Source organism: Streptomyces sp. NPDC001056 (assembly GCF_053598955.1).
Genome location: NZ_JBSFLI010000006.1, coordinates 189,776 through 208,442 on the forward strand (window position 1 = coordinate 189,776; position 18,667 = coordinate 208,442).

Genomic DNA, 18,667 nt, shown 5'->3' on the forward strand with positions numbered 1-18,667 from the left:
CCCCATGTCCGACCCGGAAGCGGGCCAGGGCGCCTCGGTGCGCCGGGTGCTCGCGGTGATCCCGGCCCGCGGCGGCTCCAAGGGCGTGCCCGCGAAGAACCTCGCCCCGGTCGGCGGCGTCCCGCTGGTGGCCCGCGCGGTGCGCGAGTGCCGCGCCACCCGCCTGGTGACCGATGTCGTGGTCTCCACCGACGACCAGGCCATCGCGGCCGCCGCCCGCGAGGCCGGTGCCGAGGTGGTGCTGCGCCCGGCCGCCATCGCCGGGGACACCGCGACCTCCGAGGCGGCCGTGCTGCACGCCATGGACGCCCACGAGGCGCTGCACGGCGCGGCCGTGGACGTGGTCCTGCTCGTGCAGTGCACCAGCCCCTTCATCGTCCGCGAGGACGTGGACGGGGTGGCCGGCGCGGTGCTGGAGAACGGCGCGGACACGGCGGTGACCGTGGCCCCGTTCCACGGCTTCGTCTGGCGCGAGGACGACACCGGGTCCGCGGGCGGGGTCGGCGTCAACCACGACAAGTCGTACCGCCCCCGCCGCCAGGACCGCCCCCAGGACTTCCTGGAGACCGGCACGGCGTACGCCATGGACGCGGCCGGTTTCCGCGAGCACGGGCACCGCTTCTTCGGCCGCACCGAACTCGTGCGCACCGACCCCGCGCGGGTGCTGGAGATCGACGACCCGCACGACCTGGCGAGGGCCCGCGCGCTGGCCCCCCTCTTCGACGCGGACCGCCCCGGTTCGCTTCCCGCGGCCGACGACATCGACGCGGTCGTACTCGACTTCGACGGCACCCAGACGGACGACCGGGTGCTGATCGACTCCGAAGGACGGGAACTCGTCTCCGTGCACCGCGGGGACGGACTCGGCATCGCGGCGCTGCGCAGGAGCGGCCTGAAGATGCTGATCCTGTCCACGGAGCAGAACCCTGTGGTCGCCGCCCGCGCCCGGAAGCTGAAGCTTCCCGTGCTGCACGGCATCGACCGCAAGGACCTCGCCCTCAAGCAGTGGTGCGAGGAGCAGGGCATCGCGCCGGAGCGCGTGCTCTACGTGGGCAACGACGTCAACGACCTCCCCTGCTTCGCCCTCGTCGGCTGGCCCGTGGCGGTCGCGAGCGCCCACGACGTCGTACGCGGCGCCGCACGCGCGGTCACCTCCCTGCCCGGCGGTGACGGCGCGATCCGAGAGATCGCCAGCTGGATCCTCGGCCCCTCTCTCGATTCCCTCCCCAAGTAAGGACACCCCCTGATGAGCACCAACTCCCGTCTGCGTACGTTCGGTTCGCGCGAGGTCGGCCCGGGTCAGCCCGTCTACATCTGCGGCGAGATCGGCATCAACCACAACGGTGAGCTGGAGAACGCGTTCAAGCTGATCGACGTCGCCGCCGAGGCCGGCTGCGACGCGGTCAAGTTCCAGAAGCGCACCCCCGAGATCTGCACTCCGCGCGACCAGTGGGACATCGAGCGCGACACCCCCTGGGGCCGGATGACCTACATCGACTACCGCCACCGCGTGGAGTTCGGTGAGGACGAGTACCGCCGGATCGACGAGTACTGCAAGGAAAAGGGCATCGACTGGTTCGCCTCCCCGTGGGACACCGAGGCCGTCGCCTTCCTGGAGAAGTTCGACCTGCCCGCCCACAAGGTCGCCTCCGCGTCGCTGACCGACGACGAGCTGCTGCGCGCCCTGCGCGCCACCGGCCGTACGGTCATCCTCTCCACCGGCATGTCCACCCCGAAGCAGATCCGCCACGCGGTCGAGGTCCTCGGCTCGGACAACATCCTGATGTGCCACGCCACGTCGACCTACCCGGCGAAGGCCGAGGAGCTGAACCTCCGTGTGATCAACACGCTGGAGAAGGAGTTCCCGAACGTGCCGATCGGCTACTCCGGCCACGAGACCGGCCTGCAGACCACGCTGGCCGCCGTCGCCCTCGGCGCCACGTTCGTCGAGCGCCACATCACCCTCGACCGCGCCATGTGGGGCTCCGACCAGGCCGCCTCCGTCGAGCCGCAGGGCCTCACGCGCCTCGTGCGCGACATCCGCACCATCGAGGCCTCCCTCGGTGACGGCGTCAAGAAGGTCTACGACTCCGAGCTCGGCCCGATGAAGAAGCTGCGCCGCGTCAGCGGTGTCGTCGCCGAGGCGGAGATCGCGGCCGCGGCCGGCGAGCCGGTCACGGTGTGAATCCAGGTCACTGACGACGGGACGGTCGTACCCCGATGAGCCCCCGCGCAGGCCGCACCGGCCACCCCTGCCGCACGCTCGCCTTCGTGGAGAGCCCGGTGCAGCTGCTGAACGTCCTGGAGTGGGCACACCTGCACGGGCTACGAGACCCGGACCCGGGCCCGGTGGGGGGCGCGGGGGCGGACCCGGTGCCGGGCGCGGACCCGCTGCCGCCGGTCGACCTCCTCCCGCCCGCCGGTCCCCTGCCCTCCGTGCCCGCGCAGATGCGGCGGACACCGGCCGGTGGAACGGCACGGGCCGACGGGGAGTCGCCGGACGGTGGGGCCTCTCCGGGCGGCGGCGGCCTCACGGTCGTCGTCCTGTCCCCGACCGACCCCATGACCCGGGGCCAGCTGCGCCGGATGGCCGACCTGGCGCGGGACGAGGGCTACCGGGTGCGCTGGGAGGAGGCCCGCGGCGGCCCGACCGCGCCCTTCGCCACCATCGGCGGCCTCGCGGGCCTGCTCCGCCGCGCCGAGCGCGTGGTCATGGGCGACCCCTTCTCCCGCTATGTCCAGCTGCTGCTGACCATCACCCGGGCGCGCGACCTGGTGGTGGTGGACGACGGCACCGCGACGATGGAGTTCGTCGCCCAGCTCGCCCGCGGCGAACGCCTGGTGCGCTGGCACCGCAAGGGCGGCCGCCCCGGCCCCCGCGACCTGCTCTTCGCGCCGGTCTCCTCCTCGGCCCGCCGCCGTCTGACCCCCGGCGCGCGCCGCCGGGTGGAGGTCTTCTCCTCGATGCCGGTGCACGAGACCCCCGAGGGCGTCACGGTCACGGCCAACGACTTCTCCTGGACCCGGGCCCGCTTCGGGCCGCCGCGCATCACCAAGGGCGCGGACATGGTGGGCACGTCCCTGGTGGAGACGGGCGTGGTCGACGGCGACTCCTACCTGGCGGCCGTCCGCACCCTGGCCAGGACCCACGGCACCACCCGCTACTTCGCCCACCGCCGCGAGAGCACGGAGAAACTCCACCGCCTGGCCACCGAGACCGGCCTGGAGATCGTCCGGCCCGACCTCCCTCTGGAGCTGATCGCCCGCCGCGGCCCCATCGGCCGTACGATCCTCAGCTTCCCCTCCACGGTCGTCCACACCCTCCCGCTGGCCCTGGCCGGCACCGGCGTCCGCGTCGCGGTGTGCGACATCGACCCGACCTGGCTCACGGAGAACGCCTCGCCACGGGCCCAGGGCTTCCTGTCGGGAGTGACGGGGACGGCGCGGGACGTGCACCGACTGACGTCGGTGAGCCTGGCGTAGGCCGAGTACGTCCAGCCGTCGCCGCGTCGGCTCCGGTCACGCGCCGGCGCGGGAGCCGAGGCGCTGGGCCAACGCGAGGACCAGGGCGCGGAGTTCGGTGGGGCGTTCGATGGTGAACGGGCGGTCGAGGGCGGCGAGGGCCGAGGGGAGCCAGTCGAGGCGTTCCACGCGGAGTTCGACGCGGAGCCAGCGCTCGTCCGTCCGGTCCTCGGTCGTCGCGGGTCCGTCGTCCGCCAGGGTCGCGACGGCGGCCGGGAGGTGGGCGCGGATCTGCTCCGGTGTGCCGTGGACGCGCAGGGTCACGGCGTGCCGGTACTCGGCCGTGGCGAAGCCGGACAGGACGCGCTGGGCGGGATCGGGCACCGGGGGCGCCTCGAAGGAGCCGGGCAGGGTCCTCGCGTCCACGACGCGGTCGAGCCGGAAGGTCCGGTCCTCGTCGAGCCGCGGATCGAGGCCCGTGACGTACCAGCGGCCCGCATGCGCGACGATCCCGTAGGCGTGCAGCGTGCGCTCGCTGCGGCGGCCGTCGCGGTCGGTGTACCGGATCGAGACCGGCCGGTGGTGGCGTACCGCGTCGGCGAGGGTGAGCAGGATCCCGGCGTCCGGGGTGGCGGGCTCGCCGGGCCGGTCCGTGAAGGCGAGGGTGTCCAGGAGCGCGTCGAGGCGCCGGGCGAGGTGCCCCGGCAGCACCCGGCGGATCTTGGCCGACGCCGTCTCGCTCGCCGTCCGCTCCGTCAGCCCCGCCCGGCGGCCGGCGGCCAGGCCGAGGAGTACGGCCAGTGCCTCGTCGTCACCGAGCATGAGCGGGGGCAGCCGGTACCCGGGGCCGAGCCGGTACCCGCCGTAACGGCCGCGGACCGACTCCACGGGCACGTCGAGGTCGATCAGCTGGTCCACGTACCGGCGCACGGTCCGGCCCTCGACGCCGAGCCGGTCGGCGAGCTCGGCCACCGTCCGGGTGCCGCCGGACTGCAGCAGCTCCAGAAGGGTCAGCACACGGCCGGTGGGGCGGGGCGCGCGGCCGGTGCGAGGAGGCATGGCCGCAGCGTAACGCCGATAGAGGACCGATTCTGTCCCCTATTCCTCCTAGCCTGCGGGGCGCAGCGGTTCCCCCAGCCAAGGAGATCACCATGGACTTCGTCTCGATCCGCGTCATCACCGGCGACGTCGCGCGCCTCGTCGGGTTCTACGAGCGGGCCACCGGGGTACGGGCCGTCCGGGCCACCGAGGACTTCGCGGAGCTCAGGACCCCCAACGCCACCCTCGCGATCGCCGGCACCCGCACCGTCCCGCTCTTCGCCCCCGGCGCCGCCCGTCCGGCGGACAACCACAGCGTGATCATCGAGTTCCGCGTCGACGACGTGGACCGCGTGCACCGGAACCTGACCGGCTTCGTCACCGATTTCGTCAACGAGCCCACCACGATGCCCTGGGGCAACCGCTCGCTGCTCTTCCGCGACCCCGACGGCAACCTCGTCAACTTCTTCACGCCGGCCGCGGTCCGGGGCTAGGCCTGCGCGCCAGGACGAACGTCCGCGCCCGGGTCTCCTCGCCCGACGGTTCGCGGCGCGTCGTCGCCGTCGGGGCCAGGCCCGCCTCGGTGAGGAGGGAGGTGACCCGGTCGGCGGTGCGCCAGTAGTAGTCGAGGGTGATCTCGTGGGTGAAGCGTTCCGAGAGGCGGAGGTGCGGGACGGTCTCGCCGGATTTCCGGGTCTGGAAGGCGATGAGGACCGGGGCGCCGGGGCGCAGGGCGCGGTGGAACTCGGCGAACGCCCTCGGCAGGTGGGCGTCGGGCACGTGGATCGTGGAGTAGAGGGCGAGGATGCCGCCGAGCGAGGCGTCGGGGACGTCCAGGGAGGTCATCGAGCCCGTGCGGAAGTGGAGTCCGGGGTGGGCCTCGCGGGCCAGCGCCACCATCTCGGGGGAGAGGTCGATACCGAACGCCGGGACCCCCAGTTCATGGAGCAACGCGGTGACGCCGCCGGGCCCGCTGCCCAGGTCGGCCACCGGGGCCGTACCCCGTGCCGACTCCGCGAAGGCCCTGAGCAGGCTCCGGTCCAGGGGGTGCAGGAGGCTGGAGGGGTAGTGCGCCGCGTAGTCCCTGGCGATCGCGTCGTAGGAGGCACGGGTCGTCTGGAGGAAGTCCTCGGTCGTGTCGGTCACGGGGCGCGACCCTAGTGGGTGCGGGCCGAGTGGAGGTCCGGTTCGTGGACATGGCGAGCGTGACTCGGCCAAGGCGTGGTATGCGTGGAAGGAGAAAAAAGTGGTTTTACCCATCACAGTCCACAGTCATGCGTCCAGCGGTCAGATTTTCTTCCCCTAACGGGCTGAACTTTTGTTGATCCAGGGGCAGTTGACCACCCGGGCGTCCTACCCTTCAGAGGGTGAAGCAATTGATGTCCCTAGAGTCCGAGGCCGGCCTCGCGGGGGATGTGCTCCCCGGCGTGCTGAGCGAGTCCCTGCACGCCGAACTCGTCGCGTTCCGCCGCGACTTGCACATGCACCCCGAGCTGGGCAACCAGGAGTTCCGTACGACCGCCGCGATCAAGGAGCGGCTGGAGAAGGCCGGGCTGCGCCCCCGCGTCCTCGCCTCCGGAACCGGACTCGTGTGCGACATCGGGCTGACAGAGGGGGAGCGGCCCGCCGTACCGGTGCTCGCGCTGCGGGCCGACATCGACGCGCTGCCGATCCCGGACACCAAGAGTGACTGCCCGTACCGCTCCACCGTGCCCGACCGGGCGCACGCGTGCGGTCACGACATGCACACGACCGTGGTCCTCGGCACCGGCCTCGTCCTCGCCGACCTGCACGAGAAGGGCCTGCTCACCCGCCCCGTACGGCTGATCTTCCAGCCCGCCGAGGAGGTGCTGCCCGGCGGCGCCCTCGGCGCCATCGAGGACGGCGCGCTCGACAGGGTCGGGCGGATCCTCGCCGTGCACTGCGACCCCCGGGTCGAGGTCGGCCGCGTCGGGCTGCGCCACGGCCCCATCACCAGCGCCTGCGACCGCCTGGAGATCGCCCTGGACGGGCCCGGCGGGCACACCGCCCGGCCGCACCTGACCACCGACCTCGTCACCGCCGCCGCCCGGGTCGCCGTCGACGTCCCCGCGCTGATCGCCCGCCGCGTCGACACCCGCGTCGGGCTCGCCCTCACCTGGGGCCGCATCGAGTCGGGCCACGCCCCGAACGTCGTACCGCAGCACGCGGAGCTGGCCGGCACGGTGCGCTGCCTGGACCTGGAGGCGTGGCGGCAGGCCCCCGACATCGTGCACGCGGCCATCGACGAGGTCGCCACCATGCACCGGGCCAAGTCCGAGATCAACTACGTGCGCGGGGTGCCGCCGGTCGTCAACGACAAGGACTCCGCCGACCTGCTGCGCCGCGCGATGGCCGCGCGCCGGGGCCGGGAATCCGTGGAGAGCACCGAGCAGAGCCTGGGCGGCGAGGACTTCTCCTGGTACCTGGAGCACGTGCCCGGCGCCATGGCCCGGCTCGGCGTGCGCCGCCCCGGCGAGCGCACCGTGCGCGATCTGCACCAGGGCGACTTCGACGCCGACGAGCACGCCATCACGGTCGGCGTGGAGATGTTCACCGCGGCGGCGTTCCTGGACGACAGCGTCGACTGACAGGGCTGCGCGGCGACCGCTCCGGGGGACGGCTCTTCCTGAACCGCCCCGGGAGCGGCCGTCCCGCTCCTGGAGCGCACGCCCGCCCCGGCGCAACACGTTCGCAAGCCAATCGTGCGCTGTGCGCAACAGAGGTGTGAGAGGACTCGGAGCACGAGTTCAGATGCTGTTTGCCTCGAATCGATAACGGCTTCGAGAGAGGGTTTTTTGCGACATCTACGCGCGTTACGATGCCGCGAAGCCGTCGCCGCCGGGGTGTTCGGCTCAAGCGCCGACATGGCGCTCAGGTCAGGTGAAGGAGCCTTCCCGTGCGCCGGGTAGCCAAGCTTTCCGCTGCGTGTCTCGCCACCGCAGCCCTCGCCCTTTCCGCCACCGCGTGTGGCAAGACGTCCTCCGAAGAGAACAGCTCGTCCTCGCCCTCGGGCAGCGCCAAGGGTGGCATCAAGATCGGTCTCGCCTACGACGTCGGCGGCCGTGGCGACCGGTCCTTCAACGACTCCGCCGCGCGCGGTGCCGACAAGGCCGAGAAGCAGTTCGGCGGTTCCATCAAGGAGCTGACCGCGAAGACCTCGGACACCCCCGCGGACCGGGTGCAGCGCCTCACGGACCTGGCCCAGGCCGGCTACAGCCCGATCATCGCCGTCGGCTACACCTATGCGCCCGCCGTACAGCAGGTGGCGAAGCAGTTCCCGAAGACCTCCTTCGGCCTGGTCGACTCCGTCGTGGACGGCAAGAACGTCGACAGCATCACGTTCACCGAGGAGCAGAGCTCCTACCTGGCCGGTGTCGCCGCCGCGCTGAAGACCAAGAAGGCCCACGTCGGCTTCATCGGCGGTGTCGACAACCCGCTGATCAAGAAGTTCGAGGCCGGTTACGTCCAGGGCGTGCACGACACCAACCCCAAGGTGAAGGTCGACGTCCAGTACCTGAGCCACGGCCAGGACACCTCCGGCTTCTCCAGCCCGGACAAGGGTCAGCAGGCCGCGCAGGGCATGCTCGACAACGGCGCCGACGTCGTCTACAGCGCGGCCGGCTCCTCCGGCACCGGCGCCATCGAGGCCGTCAACGGCGTCAAGGGCGCCTGGGCGATCGGCGTGGACTCGGACCAGTACAACATCCCGGGCATGGAGAAGTACAAGAGCTCCATCCTGACCTCCGCGGTCAAGAACGTCGACGTCGGCGTCTTCGACTTCATCCAGTCCGTCAAGGACGGCAAGCCGCTGGCGGGCAACAACGTCTACTCCCTCGCCAAGGGCGGTGTCTCCCTGGCCACCAGCGGTGGCTACCTGAAGGACATCCAGCCCAAGCTGGACGCCGCCAAGCAGAAGATCGTCGACGGCAAGATCAAGGTCAAGACCACCCCTTGATCTGACCCGAGCGACAGGTAAGGGTCCGGCCCGCCCGGACCCCGGCTCGGCGCGGGGAGCCGTTCGCGGCCCCTTCGCCGAGCCATAACAATGTGTCAACTCTACGCGTGTAGCGCGGAGTTGCCGCGCTAGCGTCGCCGACGCCTGCCCTCCCTCCCCTACGCAGCCCCTTTCCCCGAGGAGAGTGCGCCATCAACGCGTCCAGCCCTCCCGCTGCCGTCGAACTGCGCGGCATCACCAAGCGCTTCCCCGGCGTCGTCGCCAACCGCGACATCGACATCACCGTGGCCAAGGGCACCGTCCATGCCCTGTGCGGTGAGAACGGCGCCGGCAAGTCCACCCTGATGAAGATCCTCTACGGCATGCAGCAGCCGGACGAGGGCACCATCACGATCGACGGCGAGCAGGTCGTCCTGCACAACCCCGCCGACGCCATCGCCCGCGGCATCGGCATGGTGCACCAGCACTTCATGCTCGCCGACAACCTCACCGTGCTGGAGAACGTCGCCCTCGGCGCGGAGAAGCTGTACGGCATCGGTGGCAAGGCCCGCGCGAAGATCAAGGAGATCTCCGACGCGTACGGCCTGAACGTGCGGCCCGACGCCCTCGTCGAGGAGCTGGGCGTCGCCGACCGCCAGCGCGTGGAGATCCTCAAGGTCCTCTACCGCGGCGCCAAGACGCTCATCCTGGACGAGCCGACCGCCGTGCTCGTGCCCCAGGAGGTCGACGCCCTCTTCGACAACCTGCGCGACCTCAAGGCCGAGGGCCTCACCGTCATCTTCATCTCGCACAAGCTGGGCGAGGTGCTGTCGGTCGCCGACGAGATCACCGTCATCCGGCGCGGTACGACGGTCGGCACCGCCGAGCCCTCCTCCACCACCCCCCGCCAGCTCGCCGAGATGATGGTCGGCAGCGAGCTGCCCACCCCGGAGACCGAGGAGTCCACGGTCACCGACATCCCGATGCTCACGGTCGAGGGCCTGCACCTGAGCCAGACCGACCTCGACGGCATCGAGCGCGTCATCCTCGACCAGATCTCCCTGACCATCCACAAGGGCGAGATCCTCGGCATCGCCGGCGTGGAGGGCAACGGCCAGTCCGAGCTGGTCGAGGCCATCATGGGCATGCGCCACCCGGAGGCCGGGACCATCAGCCTCGACGGCACCGACATCTCGCAGCGCGCCACCCGCGACCGCCGCGAGGCCGGCATCGGCTACATCCCCGAGGACCGCCACCGCCACGGCCTCCTCCTGGAAGCCCCGCTGTGGGAGAACCGCATCCTCGGCCACGTCACCGAGCGGCCCAACTCCCGGGGCCCGCTGCTCGACATCAAGGGCGCCCGCGCCGACACCGAGCGGATCGTGGCGTCGTACGACGTCCGCACCCCCGGCATCGACGTCACCGCGGCCTCCCTGTCCGGCGGCAACCAGCAGAAGCTGATCGTCGGCCGCGAGATGAGCCACGCCCCCAAGCTGCTCATCGCCGCCCACCCCACCCGCGGTGTGGACGTCGGCGCGCAGGCGGCCATCTGGGACCACATCCGCGAGGCCCGCCGCGAGGGCCTGGCCGTGCTGCTGATCTCCGCCGACCTGGACGAGCTGATCGGCCTGTCCGACACCCTGCGGGTGATGTACCGCGGCCGCCTGGTCGCCGACGCCGACCCCGCCACCATCACCCCCGAGGAGCTGGGCTCCGCCATGACGGGTGCGGCCACCGGCCACCTGGAGCACGCAGAGGACGACGCCCGATGAACAAGCTGACCTCACGGATCGACAGGGAGCGGCTGCTCCTCGGGATCGCGGCGCCGCTGCTCGCGATCGTCGCCGCGCTCGTCATCACCGCCCTGGTGATCCTCGCGACCGGCAAGAACCCCGGCCCCGCCTTCAACGACATGCTGACCTACGGCTTCGCCAGCGACAGCCAGGTCTACATACTCAACAAGGCGACCACGTACTACCTCGCGGGCATCTCGGTGGCCATCGGCTTCCGGATGAACCTGTTCAACATCGGTGTCGACGGCCAGTACCGGCTCGCCGCGTTCTTCGCCGCCGTCCTCGGCGGGGCGCTGACCCTGCCGGGCTGGCTCTCCATGCTGCTCATCCTGATCTGCGCCATGGCGACCGGCGCGGTCTGGGCGGCCGTCGCGGGCGTCCTCAAGGTGACCCGCGGCGTCAGCGAGGTCATCTCGACCATCATGCTGAACTCGATCGCCACCGCGGTCATCGGCTACCTGCTCCAGCCCGGGAAGCTGGCCCAGCTCTACCAGGGCGGCACCGTCGTCGCCACCAAGCCGCTCCCCTCGGCCTCGCACTTCTTCCTCATGGACACCGGCGCCTCCGGCGAGCTGGACGGCTTCATCGTCATCGCCGCGATCGTCGGCGTCGCCTACTGGTTCGTCCTCGGCCGCACCCGGTTCGGTTACGACCTGCGCACCGTCGGCCAGTCCGAGAGCGCGGCCACCGCGAGCGGTGTCTCGGTGAAGAAGATGGTCGTCACCAGCATGATCATCTCGGGTGCGGCGGCCGGTCTGATCGGCATGCCGACCCTGCTCAACGAGAGCTACCAGTACAGCAGCGACTTCCCGACCGGCATCGCCTTCACCGGCATCGCCATCGCGCTGCTCGGCCGCAACAACCCGATCGGTATCGCGCTCGGCGCCCTGCTGTGGGGCTTCCTGGAGCGCACCACGAACCACCTGGAGTTCCAGGGCTACGACAAGGAGATCCTCGGCGTCATCCAGGGCGTCATCGTCCTGTGCGTCGTGATCGCCTACGAGGTCGTACGCCGCTACGGCCTCAAGCGCCAGCAGCACAAGGTCGGCGCCGAACTCGCCGCCCAGGCCGCCGCCCCGATGAAGAAGCAGGAGGTGGCGTGATGACTGCCACGATGACCGACGCGCCGCCGCCCGCGGCGCCCAAGGCCGCGGGTGCCGCGCCCAAGAGCCCGGGCCGCTCGCTCGGCCAGATCCTGGTGCTCGCCGCGGGCGCGCTGCTGCTCCTGGCCGCCGTCCGGGTGATCACCGGGTCGCAGGACCTCGACTCCGCGGGGCAGGTCAGCGCCGCCCTCGGGCTCGCCGTGCCGATCGGCCTCGCCGGCCTCGCCGGTCTGTGGTCCGAGCGGGCCGGCGTGGTCAACATCGGCCTTGAGGGCATGATGATCCTCGGCACCTTCGGCGCCGGCTGGATCGGCTGGCAGTCCAGCCCCTGGCTCGGCCTGCTGTGCGGCATCGGCTTCGGCGTCATCGGCGGCCTGGTGCACGCCGTCGCCACCATCACCTTCGGCGTCGACCACATCGTCTCCGGTGTCGCGCTCAACCTGCTCGCGCTCGGCGCCACCCAGTACCTCGCCAAGCTGTTCTTCACCGACGCCGCCGCGGCCGACGCGGGCGGCAACCCGAAGCAGTCCCCGCCCGTGGACGCGCTGCCGGACGTCACGATCCCCGGCCTGTCCGACGGCCTCCAGTCGATCGAGAAGCACCACTGGTTCCTCGTCTCCGACCTCGCCGGCATCCTCGGCGGCGTGGTCACCCACCTGTCCGTGGTGACCATCCTGGCCGCGGTGCTGTTCGTGGGCAGCTGGTGGCTGCTGTGGCGCACCCCCTTCGGGCTGCGGCTGCGCTCCTGCGGCGAGAACCCGGTCGCCGCGGAGTCGCTCGGCGTCAACGTCTACACCTACAAGTACGCGGCCGTGGCCGTCTCCGGCGGCCTCGCCGGCCTCGGTGGCGCCTTCCTCTCGCTGGTCACCTCGCACACGTACCTGGAGGGCCAGACCGGCGGTCGCGGCTACATCGGTCTCGCCGCGATGATCTTCGGCAACTGGCGGCCGGGCGGACTCGCCATGGGCGCGGGCCTGTTCGGCTACTCCGACGCCCTCCAGCTGCGCAACGGCGGGACGACCGTGCACGCGCTGCTGCTCCTGCTGGTCGTCCTGCTCGTCGCCCTGGCGGCCTGGAAGCTGTACCGCAAGGCCGCGTGGCACGGCGCGATCAGCCTGGTCGTGGCGGCGGCCGTCCTGGTCTGGTACCTGTTCACCGACGAGGTGCCGAGCGACTTCGTGGGCGCCACGCCGTACGTCGTCACGCTGCTGGTGCTGTCGCTGTCCGCGCAGCGCCTGCGGATGCCGAAGGCGGACGGCATGCGGTACCGGAAGGGTCAGGGCAAGTGACCGAGAACGCGGCCGGGTTCGACTGGGAGGCGCTGCGCGCCGAGGCCCGGGAGGCGATGGCGCACGCCTACGCCCCCTACTCCGGCTACCCGGTCGGCGCGGCGGCCCGGGTCGACGACGGCCGCACCGTCACCGGCTGCAACGTCGAGAACGCCTCGTACGGCCTCGGGCTGTGCGCCGAGTGCGGCCTGGTCTCGCGGCTCCAGCGCACCGGCGGCGGCCGCCTGACGCACTTCACCTGTGTGGACGGCGAGGGCGCGCTGCTCGTGCCGTGCGGGCGCTGCCGTCAGCTGCTGTACGAGTTCGGCGGCCCGGACCTGCTCCTGGACACCCCCGCGGGCGTCCTCCCGCTGTCCGAGATGCTGCCCCAGGCCTTCGGCCCGGACCATCTCACCAAGTAACTCCCGTACGGCCCTCCTGACGCGGATCAGCGCAGGGGGGCCGTACTCCTTGCACCTCCCGGAAGGAAGCCACCAGCCATGGCCATGGACGCCATCTCCGTCATCCGCACCAAGCGGGACCGCGGCGAGCTGACCGACGAGCAGATCGACTGGGTCATCGACGCGTACACCCGCGGCGAGGTCGCCGACGAGCAGATGTCCGCGCTCGCCATGGCGATCCTGCTCAACGGCATGAACCGGCGCGAGATCGCCCGCTGGACGGCGGCGATGATCGCTTCCGGCGAGCGCATGGACTTCTCCACGCTGTCCCGCCCGACCGCCGACAAGCACTCGACCGGCGGCGTCGGCGACAAGATCACCCTGCCGCTGGCCCCGCTGGTGGCGGCGTGCGGCGCGGCCGTGCCGCAGCTGTCCGGGCGGGGCCTCGGCCACACCGGCGGCACCCTGGACAAGCTGGAGTCGATCCCCGGCTGGCGCGCGCTGCTCTCCAACGAGGAGATGCTGAACGTGCTCGACGGCGTCGGCGCGGTGATCTGCGCGGCGGGCGACGGCCTCGCCCCCGCGGACAAGAAGCTCTACGCGCTGCGCGACGTGACGGGCACGGTCGAGGCGATCCCGCTGATCGCGTCGTCCATCATGTCCAAGAAGATCGCCGAGGGCACGGGCTCGCTGGTGCTGGACGTGAAGGTCGGCACGGGCGCCTTCATGAAGACCCTGGCGGACGCCCGCGAACTGGCCTCCACGATGGTGGGCCTGGGCACCGACCACGGCGTCCGTACGGTCGCGCTCCTCACCGACATGTCCACCCCGCTCGGCCTCACGGCGGGCAACGCGCTGGAGGTCCGCGAGTCGGTGGAGGTCCTCGCGGGCGGCGGCCCCGCGGACGTGGTCGAGCTGACGCTCGCCCTGGCGCGGGAGATGCTGGACGCGGCGGGCCTGAAGGACGCCGACCCCGCGAAGGCGCTGGCCGACGGCTCGGCGATGGACGTCTGGCGCCGGATGATCGCGGCCCAGGGCGGCGACCCGGACGCCCCGCTGCCCACCTCCCGCGAACAGCACGTGATCACCGCCCCCTCCTCGGGCGTCCTGACCCGCCTCGACGCCTACGACATCGGCATCGGCGCCTGGCGCCTCGGCGCCGGCCGAGCCCGCAAGGAGGACCCGGTCCAGGCCGCCGCCGGCATCGAGCTCCACGCCAAGCCGGGCGACACGGTCACCGCCGGCCAGCCCCTGCTGACCCTCCACACGGACACCCCCGAGCGCTTCGACTACGCCCTGGAGGCGGTCTCGGGCTCCTACGACATCGCCGCGCCGGGCACGGACTTCCCGGCGACGCCGGTGGTGCTGGAACGTATCGCCTGACCTGCGGTTTCCTCGTACGGGTGAACGGGATCGGTGGACCTGCACCGATCCCGTTCGGCATGCTGGGATCGGTGACGCACGGATAAGGAGACCCGCCATGAGCGCACTCACCGTGAGCCAGGACCCCGACCAGAGCTGGGACGACCTCGTCCGGTTCTGGGAGGAGATGAAATGGCCGGAGGGCAGCAAGGTGGAGATCATCGAGGGGATCATCACCGTGTCACCTTCTCCCGCGTTCCGCCACAACGTGATCACGGAACGTGTCCAGCGTCGCCTCTACTCGGTGATTCCCGACGACTGGGGGGTATTCCAGACTCTCGCCATCGCCGTACCGTCACGACTGGGCATGTTCATCCCCGACCTCCTGGTAGCCCCGGTAGGGGACTGCGCGGAGACGGACACACACATCCCCGCTGCTCTGGCCGAACTCGTCGTCGAGGTGACCTCCAGGTCCAACGCCCGCCACGACCGCGTCAGCAAGCCCGCCGCCTATGCCACCGCTGGGATCCCGCTGTACCTCCTCATCGACCGCTGGGCTCCCGGAGGCCCCACCGCGACCCTCTACGGGGAGCCGAGGGGTGAGGTCTACCGGGTCCTGAGCGCTGTCAAGTTCGGCGACCCCCTCAAGCTCCCGGCACCGTTCGACGTCACGATCGACACCGGCGAGTTCCCTGTCGACTGACTCTCACCCCAGCACCGCCGCCACCCCCACCAGCACCGGTACCGAGACCACCGTCGACAGGAGGATCGACTCGCGGGCCAGGGACTGGGCCACGTCGTAGCGGCGGGCGTAGGTGAAGAGGTTCTGGGCGGCGGGGAGGGCGGAGGTGACGACGACGTCGAGCAGGGGGGCGCCGTGGAGGTGGAAGAGGGAGGTGGCGAGGGCCCAGGCGGCGAGGGGCTGGCCCAGGGACTTCAAGGCGACGGACAGCAGGACGAGCCGGCGGTCCCGGCCGCGCCAGGGCGCCGCGCTGCCGTGCAGGGACATGCCGAAGACCAGCAGGGCCGCCGGGACGGACATGTTGCCGATGAGGGTGAGCGGGTCCATCACGGGGCCGGGGAGTCTCCAGCCCGCGGCCGAGACCACCACGCCGGACAGCGAGCCCACCGCGATCGGATTGCGCAGCGGGGTCAGCAGCCGCTGCCCGGGCGTGCCCTTCTCACCCATGCCGGACAGGTCGAGCACCGTGAGCGCGACCGGCGTGACGAGGACGACCTGGAAGAGCAGCACCGGTGCCACGAGGGACGCGTCGCCCAGGACGTACGCCGCGATGGGGATGCCCAGGTTGCCCGAGTTGACGTAACCGGAGCACAGCGCGCCGATCGTCGTACGGCCCACACCCCACCCCCGTACCACCCCCGCCGCCACGAAGACGGCCGAGACCGCCGCCGTGCTCAGCGCCGTCACCAGCAGGCGGGCGGAGAAGAGCACCGAGAGGTCGGCCTTGGCCAGGGTGGTGAACAGCAGTGCGGGACCGGCCACCATGAACGCCAGCCGTGTCAGCACGTCCATGCCGTGTGCCCCGAGCGTCCCGCGCCGCCCGAGCACATAGCCCGCCCCGATGACGATCGCGATCACCGCGAACCCGCTGAGAACCCCCGCCACGGCCACAACCCTCCAGCCCGGGACGGGAGCCGGTCAATGTGATTCCCGTGATGCCGGGTCGCGCCGGGTGGCCGCGGTCGCGCGATGAGTTACGCGCGCCCCGGCCGTCTACCCCTGCGTGGACGCCGAGGAACCTCCCGTGCTGGTGCTGCACGGAACCGTCGGACGGGGCGAGGTGCCGGTGCTCTGTGACGTCGTACGCTCGGCGCTGGAGCGCACCGGCTCCCGGGTCGTCGTCTGCGACGCGGGCGCGCTCGGGCCACCGGGCCTCGCCGAGGTGGACCTGCTGGCCCGGCTGGAGCTGTCCGCCCGCCGGGCCGGCGGCCGGATCCGGCTGCGCGCCCCCGGCCCCGCGCTACTCGCCCTTCTCGCCCTCGCCGGACTCCGCTTCCAGATGGAGGGGCAGCCCGAAGAGGGGGAACCAGCGCCGGGTGTCGAGGAAGCAGTGGAAACCGGTGATCCGGCCCTCTGACAGCTCCAGCACCTGCACGGCCCACGGGGCGAACCCGCCGCCTTCCGGGTCCGGCTTGTAGTGCGCGAACCCGGGCAGCCCGTTCGCCCGCACCGGCAGCAGCCGGGAGCCGGCGCAGGAGGCACCGAGCGTGCTCATGAAGCCGGTGATGTCGGCCGGACCGCGCAGCCACAGGTCGAACGGCGGCATCGTCATGACCGCGTCCTCGTGCAGCAGCGCCGTCAGCGCCGTCATGTCGTACCCCTCGAACGCCTTCACATAGCGCTCCAGAAGCTTCTGCTGCTCCTCGTCCAGCGGATCGGACACCGTCCCCTCGGCGCCCGCGTCCGCCCGCTCGGCGAGCGTGGCCCGCGCCCGCTGCAACGCGCTGTTGACCGAGGCGACCGAGGTCTCCAGCAGCTCGGCGACCTCGCTCGCCCGCCACGCCAGCACCTCGCGCAGGATCAGCACCGCCCGCTGCTTGGGCGGCAGTTGCTGCAACGCCGCCATGAACGCCAGCCGGACCGACTCCTTGGCTATCGCAGCCTCCGCAGGATCGTCCACCGTGGGCAGCACCCGCGCGTCCGGCACCGGCTCCAGCCAGGTGTGATCCGGGCGCGGCGACAGCGCCGCCTGCGCGAGCGGGGTCGCGGCGGTCAGATCCATCGGCCGCGCCCGCCTGTTGCCCGCCGCCAGCATGTCCAGGCACACGTTGGTCGCGATCCGGTACAGCCACGAGCGCAACGAGGACCGGCCCTCGAACCTCTCGTGACTCCGCCAGGCCCGCACCAGGGTGTCCTGCACCGCGTCCTCCGCCTCGAAGGACGAGCCGAGCATCCGGTAGCAGTACCCGGTCAGCTCGGTCCGGTGCTTCTCCAGCGCGACACCGATCTCCGCCGTCGCCATCCCGTCACCCATCGTCCACCCGCCCCTGTGACCGCCCCGCGCCTTCGCGCCCCAGCACTCCGGAAGCTACCGCAGCCCACTGACAACGACCGTCGGAGTCCGCAAAAGACCAGATCAGACCAGTTGCTTCACGGACATGAGCAGATGCTGGTGGCCGCCCGCCGCCCCGGTGCCGACGAGCAGCGCCCGCTGCCCCGCCCCGAGCAGTTCGAACCGCAGCCCGGGGCACTCGAAGGAGTTCAGCGCGTCCAGCAGATACACCGGGTTGAAGGCCACCGTCGCCTCCTCGGCGCCCCGCAGCACGGCCGGCAGCCGCTGCGCCGCCACGTCGTCCCCGTACCCGGCCCGCACCAGCAGCGACCCGTCGGCCGCGGCGAAGTCCAGCCGCACCGGGCTGTTCGCCTCGGCGACCACCGCGACCCGCCGCACCGCCTCCGTCAGCGCCGCGGCATCCACCTCGGCGACCGAGGCACCCGTCAGCTCGAACAGCGCGCCGTAGCCCGGAAGCCGGCCCTCCAGCCGCCGCAGCAGCGTCCGCGCGCCCCCGCCCTCGAACCCGACCGCCCCGGTCCCCGGCCCCGGCCCCGCCCCCGGATCCAGCAGGAGCCGCGCGGACCCGCACCGCGCGAGCCCCCGCGCCGTCTCCAGCAGCCGCCGCGCGGGCACCAGCACCTCCACCGGCTCCCCGGCCGACCCGGCCCGCGGCTGCCACTCCAGCCGCCGGACGGCATAGCGGTACCGGTCGGACGCCGACAGGGTCATCTCCTCGCCGTCCAGCCGGAGCCGGACCCCCGTGAGTGCCGGCAACGTGTCGTCGCGCCCCGCCGCGACCGCCACCTGCCCGACGGCCGTCGCGAACGCCTCCGCGTCCACCGCGCCGTACTCCGGGGGCGCCTCGGGCAGCGCCGGATACTCCTCGTACGGCAGCGTCGACAGCCCGAACCGGGTGCCGCCCGCCTCCACCGTGAACCGCGTCCCCTCCAGCGCACAGCGCACCGGGCCCTCCGGCACCACCCGGCAGATGTCGAGGAGCCGGCGCCCGAGCACCAGCACCCGGCCCGCCGCGCCCACCTCCGCCCCGGTCCGCACCCGGGCCGTGGTCTCGAAGTCGGAGCCGGACACCGTCAGCCGCCCCTCCTCCGCGGTCAGCAGCAGGCCGCCCAGCACCGGCACCGGCGTCCGCGCCGGCAGCGCCCTCGCCGCCCTGCCCACCGCCTCCGCCAGCTCCCCGCGCGCGATCCGGAACTCCATACGGCAAACCCCCCGCTCGACGACCGTGTTGTCGTGGCGACGCTATCCGC

18 protein-coding genes are annotated in these 18,667 nt (G+C 72.0%); 13 read left to right on the forward strand and 5 right to left on the reverse strand.

The features are described 5' to 3' along the window. The first annotated feature begins 4 nt into the window (after window positions 1–4). The 3 genes from ACWDD7_RS10110 to ACWDD7_RS10120 are packed head-to-tail and all read left to right on the forward strand — an operon-like array spanning window position 5 to window position 3,483. Window positions 5–1,234 (forward strand): N-acylneuraminate cytidylyltransferase, encoded by a 1,230-nt coding sequence (locus ACWDD7_RS10110; RefSeq protein ID WP_351866120.1) that lies wholly within the window; start codon window positions 5–7, stop codon window positions 1,232–1,234. Between the two features lie 12 nt (window positions 1,235–1,246). Beyond that, the gene (locus tag ACWDD7_RS10115; protein WP_450456997.1) at window positions 1,247–2,185 is read left to right on the forward strand and encodes an N-acetylneuraminate synthase family protein; all 939 of its coding nucleotides are present in this window, start codon (window positions 1,247–1,249) and stop codon (window positions 2,183–2,185) included. A gap of 35 nt (window positions 2,186–2,220) precedes the next feature. Further along, window positions 2,221–3,483, forward strand: a complete 1,263-nt coding sequence (locus ACWDD7_RS10120) for a hypothetical protein (RefSeq protein WP_450456998.1) — start codon at window positions 2,221–2,223, stop codon at window positions 3,481–3,483. 36 nt (window positions 3,484–3,519) lie between these two features. Here ACWDD7_RS10120 and ACWDD7_RS10125 read toward each other — a convergent pair whose 3' ends face one another. Next, window positions 3,520–4,521, reverse strand: coding sequence for a helix-turn-helix transcriptional regulator (locus tag ACWDD7_RS10125; protein ID WP_351866112.1), 1,002 nt, complete (start codon window positions 4,519–4,521; stop codon window positions 3,520–3,522). A 92-nt stretch (window positions 4,522–4,613) separates the two neighbouring features. On the opposite strand from ACWDD7_RS10125, the gene ACWDD7_RS10130 reads away from it, so the two are divergent. After that, window positions 4,614–4,994, forward strand: coding sequence for a VOC family protein (locus ACWDD7_RS10130; protein ID WP_450456999.1), 381 nt, complete (start codon window positions 4,614–4,616; stop codon window positions 4,992–4,994). Here the strand turns inward: ACWDD7_RS10130 and ACWDD7_RS10135 are convergent. Continuing rightward, on the reverse strand, window positions 4,969–5,646 hold the full coding sequence (locus ACWDD7_RS10135) for a class I SAM-dependent methyltransferase (protein WP_450457000.1): 678 nt from the start codon (window positions 5,644–5,646) through the stop codon (window positions 4,969–4,971). The genes ACWDD7_RS10130 and ACWDD7_RS10135 overlap by 26 nt on opposite strands. A 233-nt stretch (window positions 5,647–5,879) precedes the next feature. Here ACWDD7_RS10135 and ACWDD7_RS10140 point away from each other — a divergent pair, with 233 nt between their 5' ends. From ACWDD7_RS10140 to ACWDD7_RS10175, 8 genes are all read left to right on the forward strand, one after another. Continuing rightward, complete coding sequence (locus ACWDD7_RS10140; protein ID WP_450457001.1) at window positions 5,880–7,109, forward strand: amidohydrolase; 1,230 nt, start codon at window positions 5,880–5,882, stop codon at window positions 7,107–7,109. 308 nt (window positions 7,110–7,417) lie between these two features. Further along, window positions 7,418–8,476: a BMP family lipoprotein gene (locus ACWDD7_RS10145; protein WP_450457002.1), complete on the forward strand. Its 1,059-nt coding sequence runs from the start codon at window positions 7,418–7,420 to the stop codon at window positions 8,474–8,476. A gap of 224 nt (window positions 8,477–8,700) precedes the next feature. Then, window positions 8,701–10,227, forward strand: a complete 1,527-nt coding sequence (locus ACWDD7_RS10150; protein ID WP_351866217.1) for an ABC transporter ATP-binding protein — start codon at window positions 8,701–8,703, stop codon at window positions 10,225–10,227. Beyond that, window positions 10,224–11,351 carry an ABC transporter permease gene (locus ACWDD7_RS10155; RefSeq protein ID WP_450457003.1) on the forward strand — a complete coding sequence of 376 codons (1,128 nt, stop codon included), beginning with the start codon at window positions 10,224–10,226 and terminating at the stop codon, window positions 11,349–11,351. The genes ACWDD7_RS10150 and ACWDD7_RS10155 overlap by 4 nt, the downstream gene beginning before the upstream one ends. Beyond that, complete coding sequence (locus ACWDD7_RS10160) at window positions 11,351–12,640, forward strand: ABC transporter permease (protein ID WP_351866096.1); 1,290 nt, start codon at window positions 11,351–11,353, stop codon at window positions 12,638–12,640. The genes ACWDD7_RS10155 and ACWDD7_RS10160 overlap by 1 nt, the downstream gene beginning before the upstream one ends. After that, window positions 12,637–13,041, forward strand: a complete 405-nt coding sequence (locus tag ACWDD7_RS10165) for a cytidine deaminase (protein ID WP_351866093.1) — start codon at window positions 12,637–12,639, stop codon at window positions 13,039–13,041. The genes ACWDD7_RS10160 and ACWDD7_RS10165 overlap by 4 nt, the downstream gene beginning before the upstream one ends. A 78-nt stretch (window positions 13,042–13,119) precedes the next feature. Beyond that, a complete protein-coding gene (locus ACWDD7_RS10170) occupies window positions 13,120–14,403 on the forward strand; it encodes a thymidine phosphorylase (RefSeq protein WP_351866091.1) in 1,284 nt (427 codons plus the stop codon). Between the two features lie 97 nt (window positions 14,404–14,500). Then, window positions 14,501–15,085, forward strand: a complete 585-nt coding sequence (locus ACWDD7_RS10175; RefSeq protein WP_351866089.1) for a Uma2 family endonuclease — start codon at window positions 14,501–14,503, stop codon at window positions 15,083–15,085. A gap of 3 nt (window positions 15,086–15,088) precedes the next feature. Here the strand turns inward: ACWDD7_RS10175 and ACWDD7_RS10180 are convergent, their stop codons facing one another. After that, window positions 15,089–16,009 carry an AEC family transporter gene (locus ACWDD7_RS10180; RefSeq protein WP_450457004.1) on the reverse strand — a complete coding sequence of 307 codons (921 nt, stop codon included), beginning with the start codon at window positions 16,007–16,009 and terminating at the stop codon, window positions 15,089–15,091. Between the two features lie 139 nt (window positions 16,010–16,148). On the opposite strand from ACWDD7_RS10180, the gene ACWDD7_RS10185 reads away from it, so the two are divergent. Next, entirely contained in the window at window positions 16,149–16,481 is a 333-nt protein-coding gene (locus ACWDD7_RS10185) for an STAS domain-containing protein (protein ID WP_450457005.1), read from the forward strand. Here ACWDD7_RS10185 and ACWDD7_RS10190 read toward each other — a convergent pair. Together ACWDD7_RS10190 and dnaN are read right to left on the reverse strand one after the other, a co-directional pair. Continuing rightward, the gene (locus ACWDD7_RS10190) at window positions 16,365–17,378 is read right to left on the reverse strand and encodes a sigma-70 family RNA polymerase sigma factor (protein WP_450457006.1); all 1,014 of its coding nucleotides are present in this window, start codon (window positions 17,376–17,378) and stop codon (window positions 16,365–16,367) included. The two genes, ACWDD7_RS10185 and ACWDD7_RS10190, sit on opposite strands and share 117 nt — an antisense overlap. Window positions 17,379–17,480: 102 nt before the next feature. Next, complete coding sequence (gene dnaN / locus ACWDD7_RS10195) at window positions 17,481–18,617, reverse strand: DNA polymerase III subunit beta (RefSeq protein WP_450457007.1); 1,137 nt, start codon at window positions 18,615–18,617, stop codon at window positions 17,481–17,483. Between the last annotated feature and the right edge of the window lie 50 nt (window positions 18,618–18,667).

Bases quoted from the DNA above. Each gene is read 5' to 3' on its own strand.
- ACWDD7_RS10110 (WP_351866120.1), top strand. From the start codon at position 5: ATGTCCGACCCGGAAGCGGGCCAGGGCGCCTCGGTGCGCCGGGTGCTC.
- ACWDD7_RS10140 (WP_450457001.1), top strand. From the start codon at position 5,880: ATGTCCCTAGAGTCCGAGGCCGGCCTCGCGGGGGATGTGCTCCCCGGC.
- ACWDD7_RS10115 (WP_450456997.1), top strand. From the start codon at position 1,247: ATGAGCACCAACTCCCGTCTGCGTACGTTCGGTTCGCGCGAGGTCGGC.
- ACWDD7_RS10190 (WP_450457006.1), bottom strand. From the start codon at position 17,378: ATGGGTGACGGGATGGCGACGGCGGAGATCGGTGTCGCGCTGGAGAAG.
- ACWDD7_RS10175 (WP_351866089.1), top strand. From the start codon at position 14,501: ATGAGCGCACTCACCGTGAGCCAGGACCCCGACCAGAGCTGGGACGAC.
- ACWDD7_RS10120 (WP_450456998.1), top strand. From the start codon at position 2,221: ATGAGCCCCCGCGCAGGCCGCACCGGCCACCCCTGCCGCACGCTCGCC.
- ACWDD7_RS10160 (WP_351866096.1), top strand. From the start codon at position 11,351: ATGACTGCCACGATGACCGACGCGCCGCCGCCCGCGGCGCCCAAGGCC.
- dnaN (WP_450457007.1), bottom strand. From the start codon at position 18,617: ATGGAGTTCCGGATCGCGCGCGGGGAGCTGGCGGAGGCGGTGGGCAGG.
- ACWDD7_RS10130 (WP_450456999.1), top strand. From the start codon at position 4,614: ATGGACTTCGTCTCGATCCGCGTCATCACCGGCGACGTCGCGCGCCTC.
- ACWDD7_RS10155 (WP_450457003.1), top strand. From the start codon at position 10,224: ATGAACAAGCTGACCTCACGGATCGACAGGGAGCGGCTGCTCCTCGGG.
- ACWDD7_RS10170 (WP_351866091.1), top strand. From the start codon at position 13,120: ATGGCCATGGACGCCATCTCCGTCATCCGCACCAAGCGGGACCGCGGC.
- ACWDD7_RS10125 (WP_351866112.1), bottom strand. From the start codon at position 4,521: ATGCCTCCTCGCACCGGCCGCGCGCCCCGCCCCACCGGCCGTGTGCTG.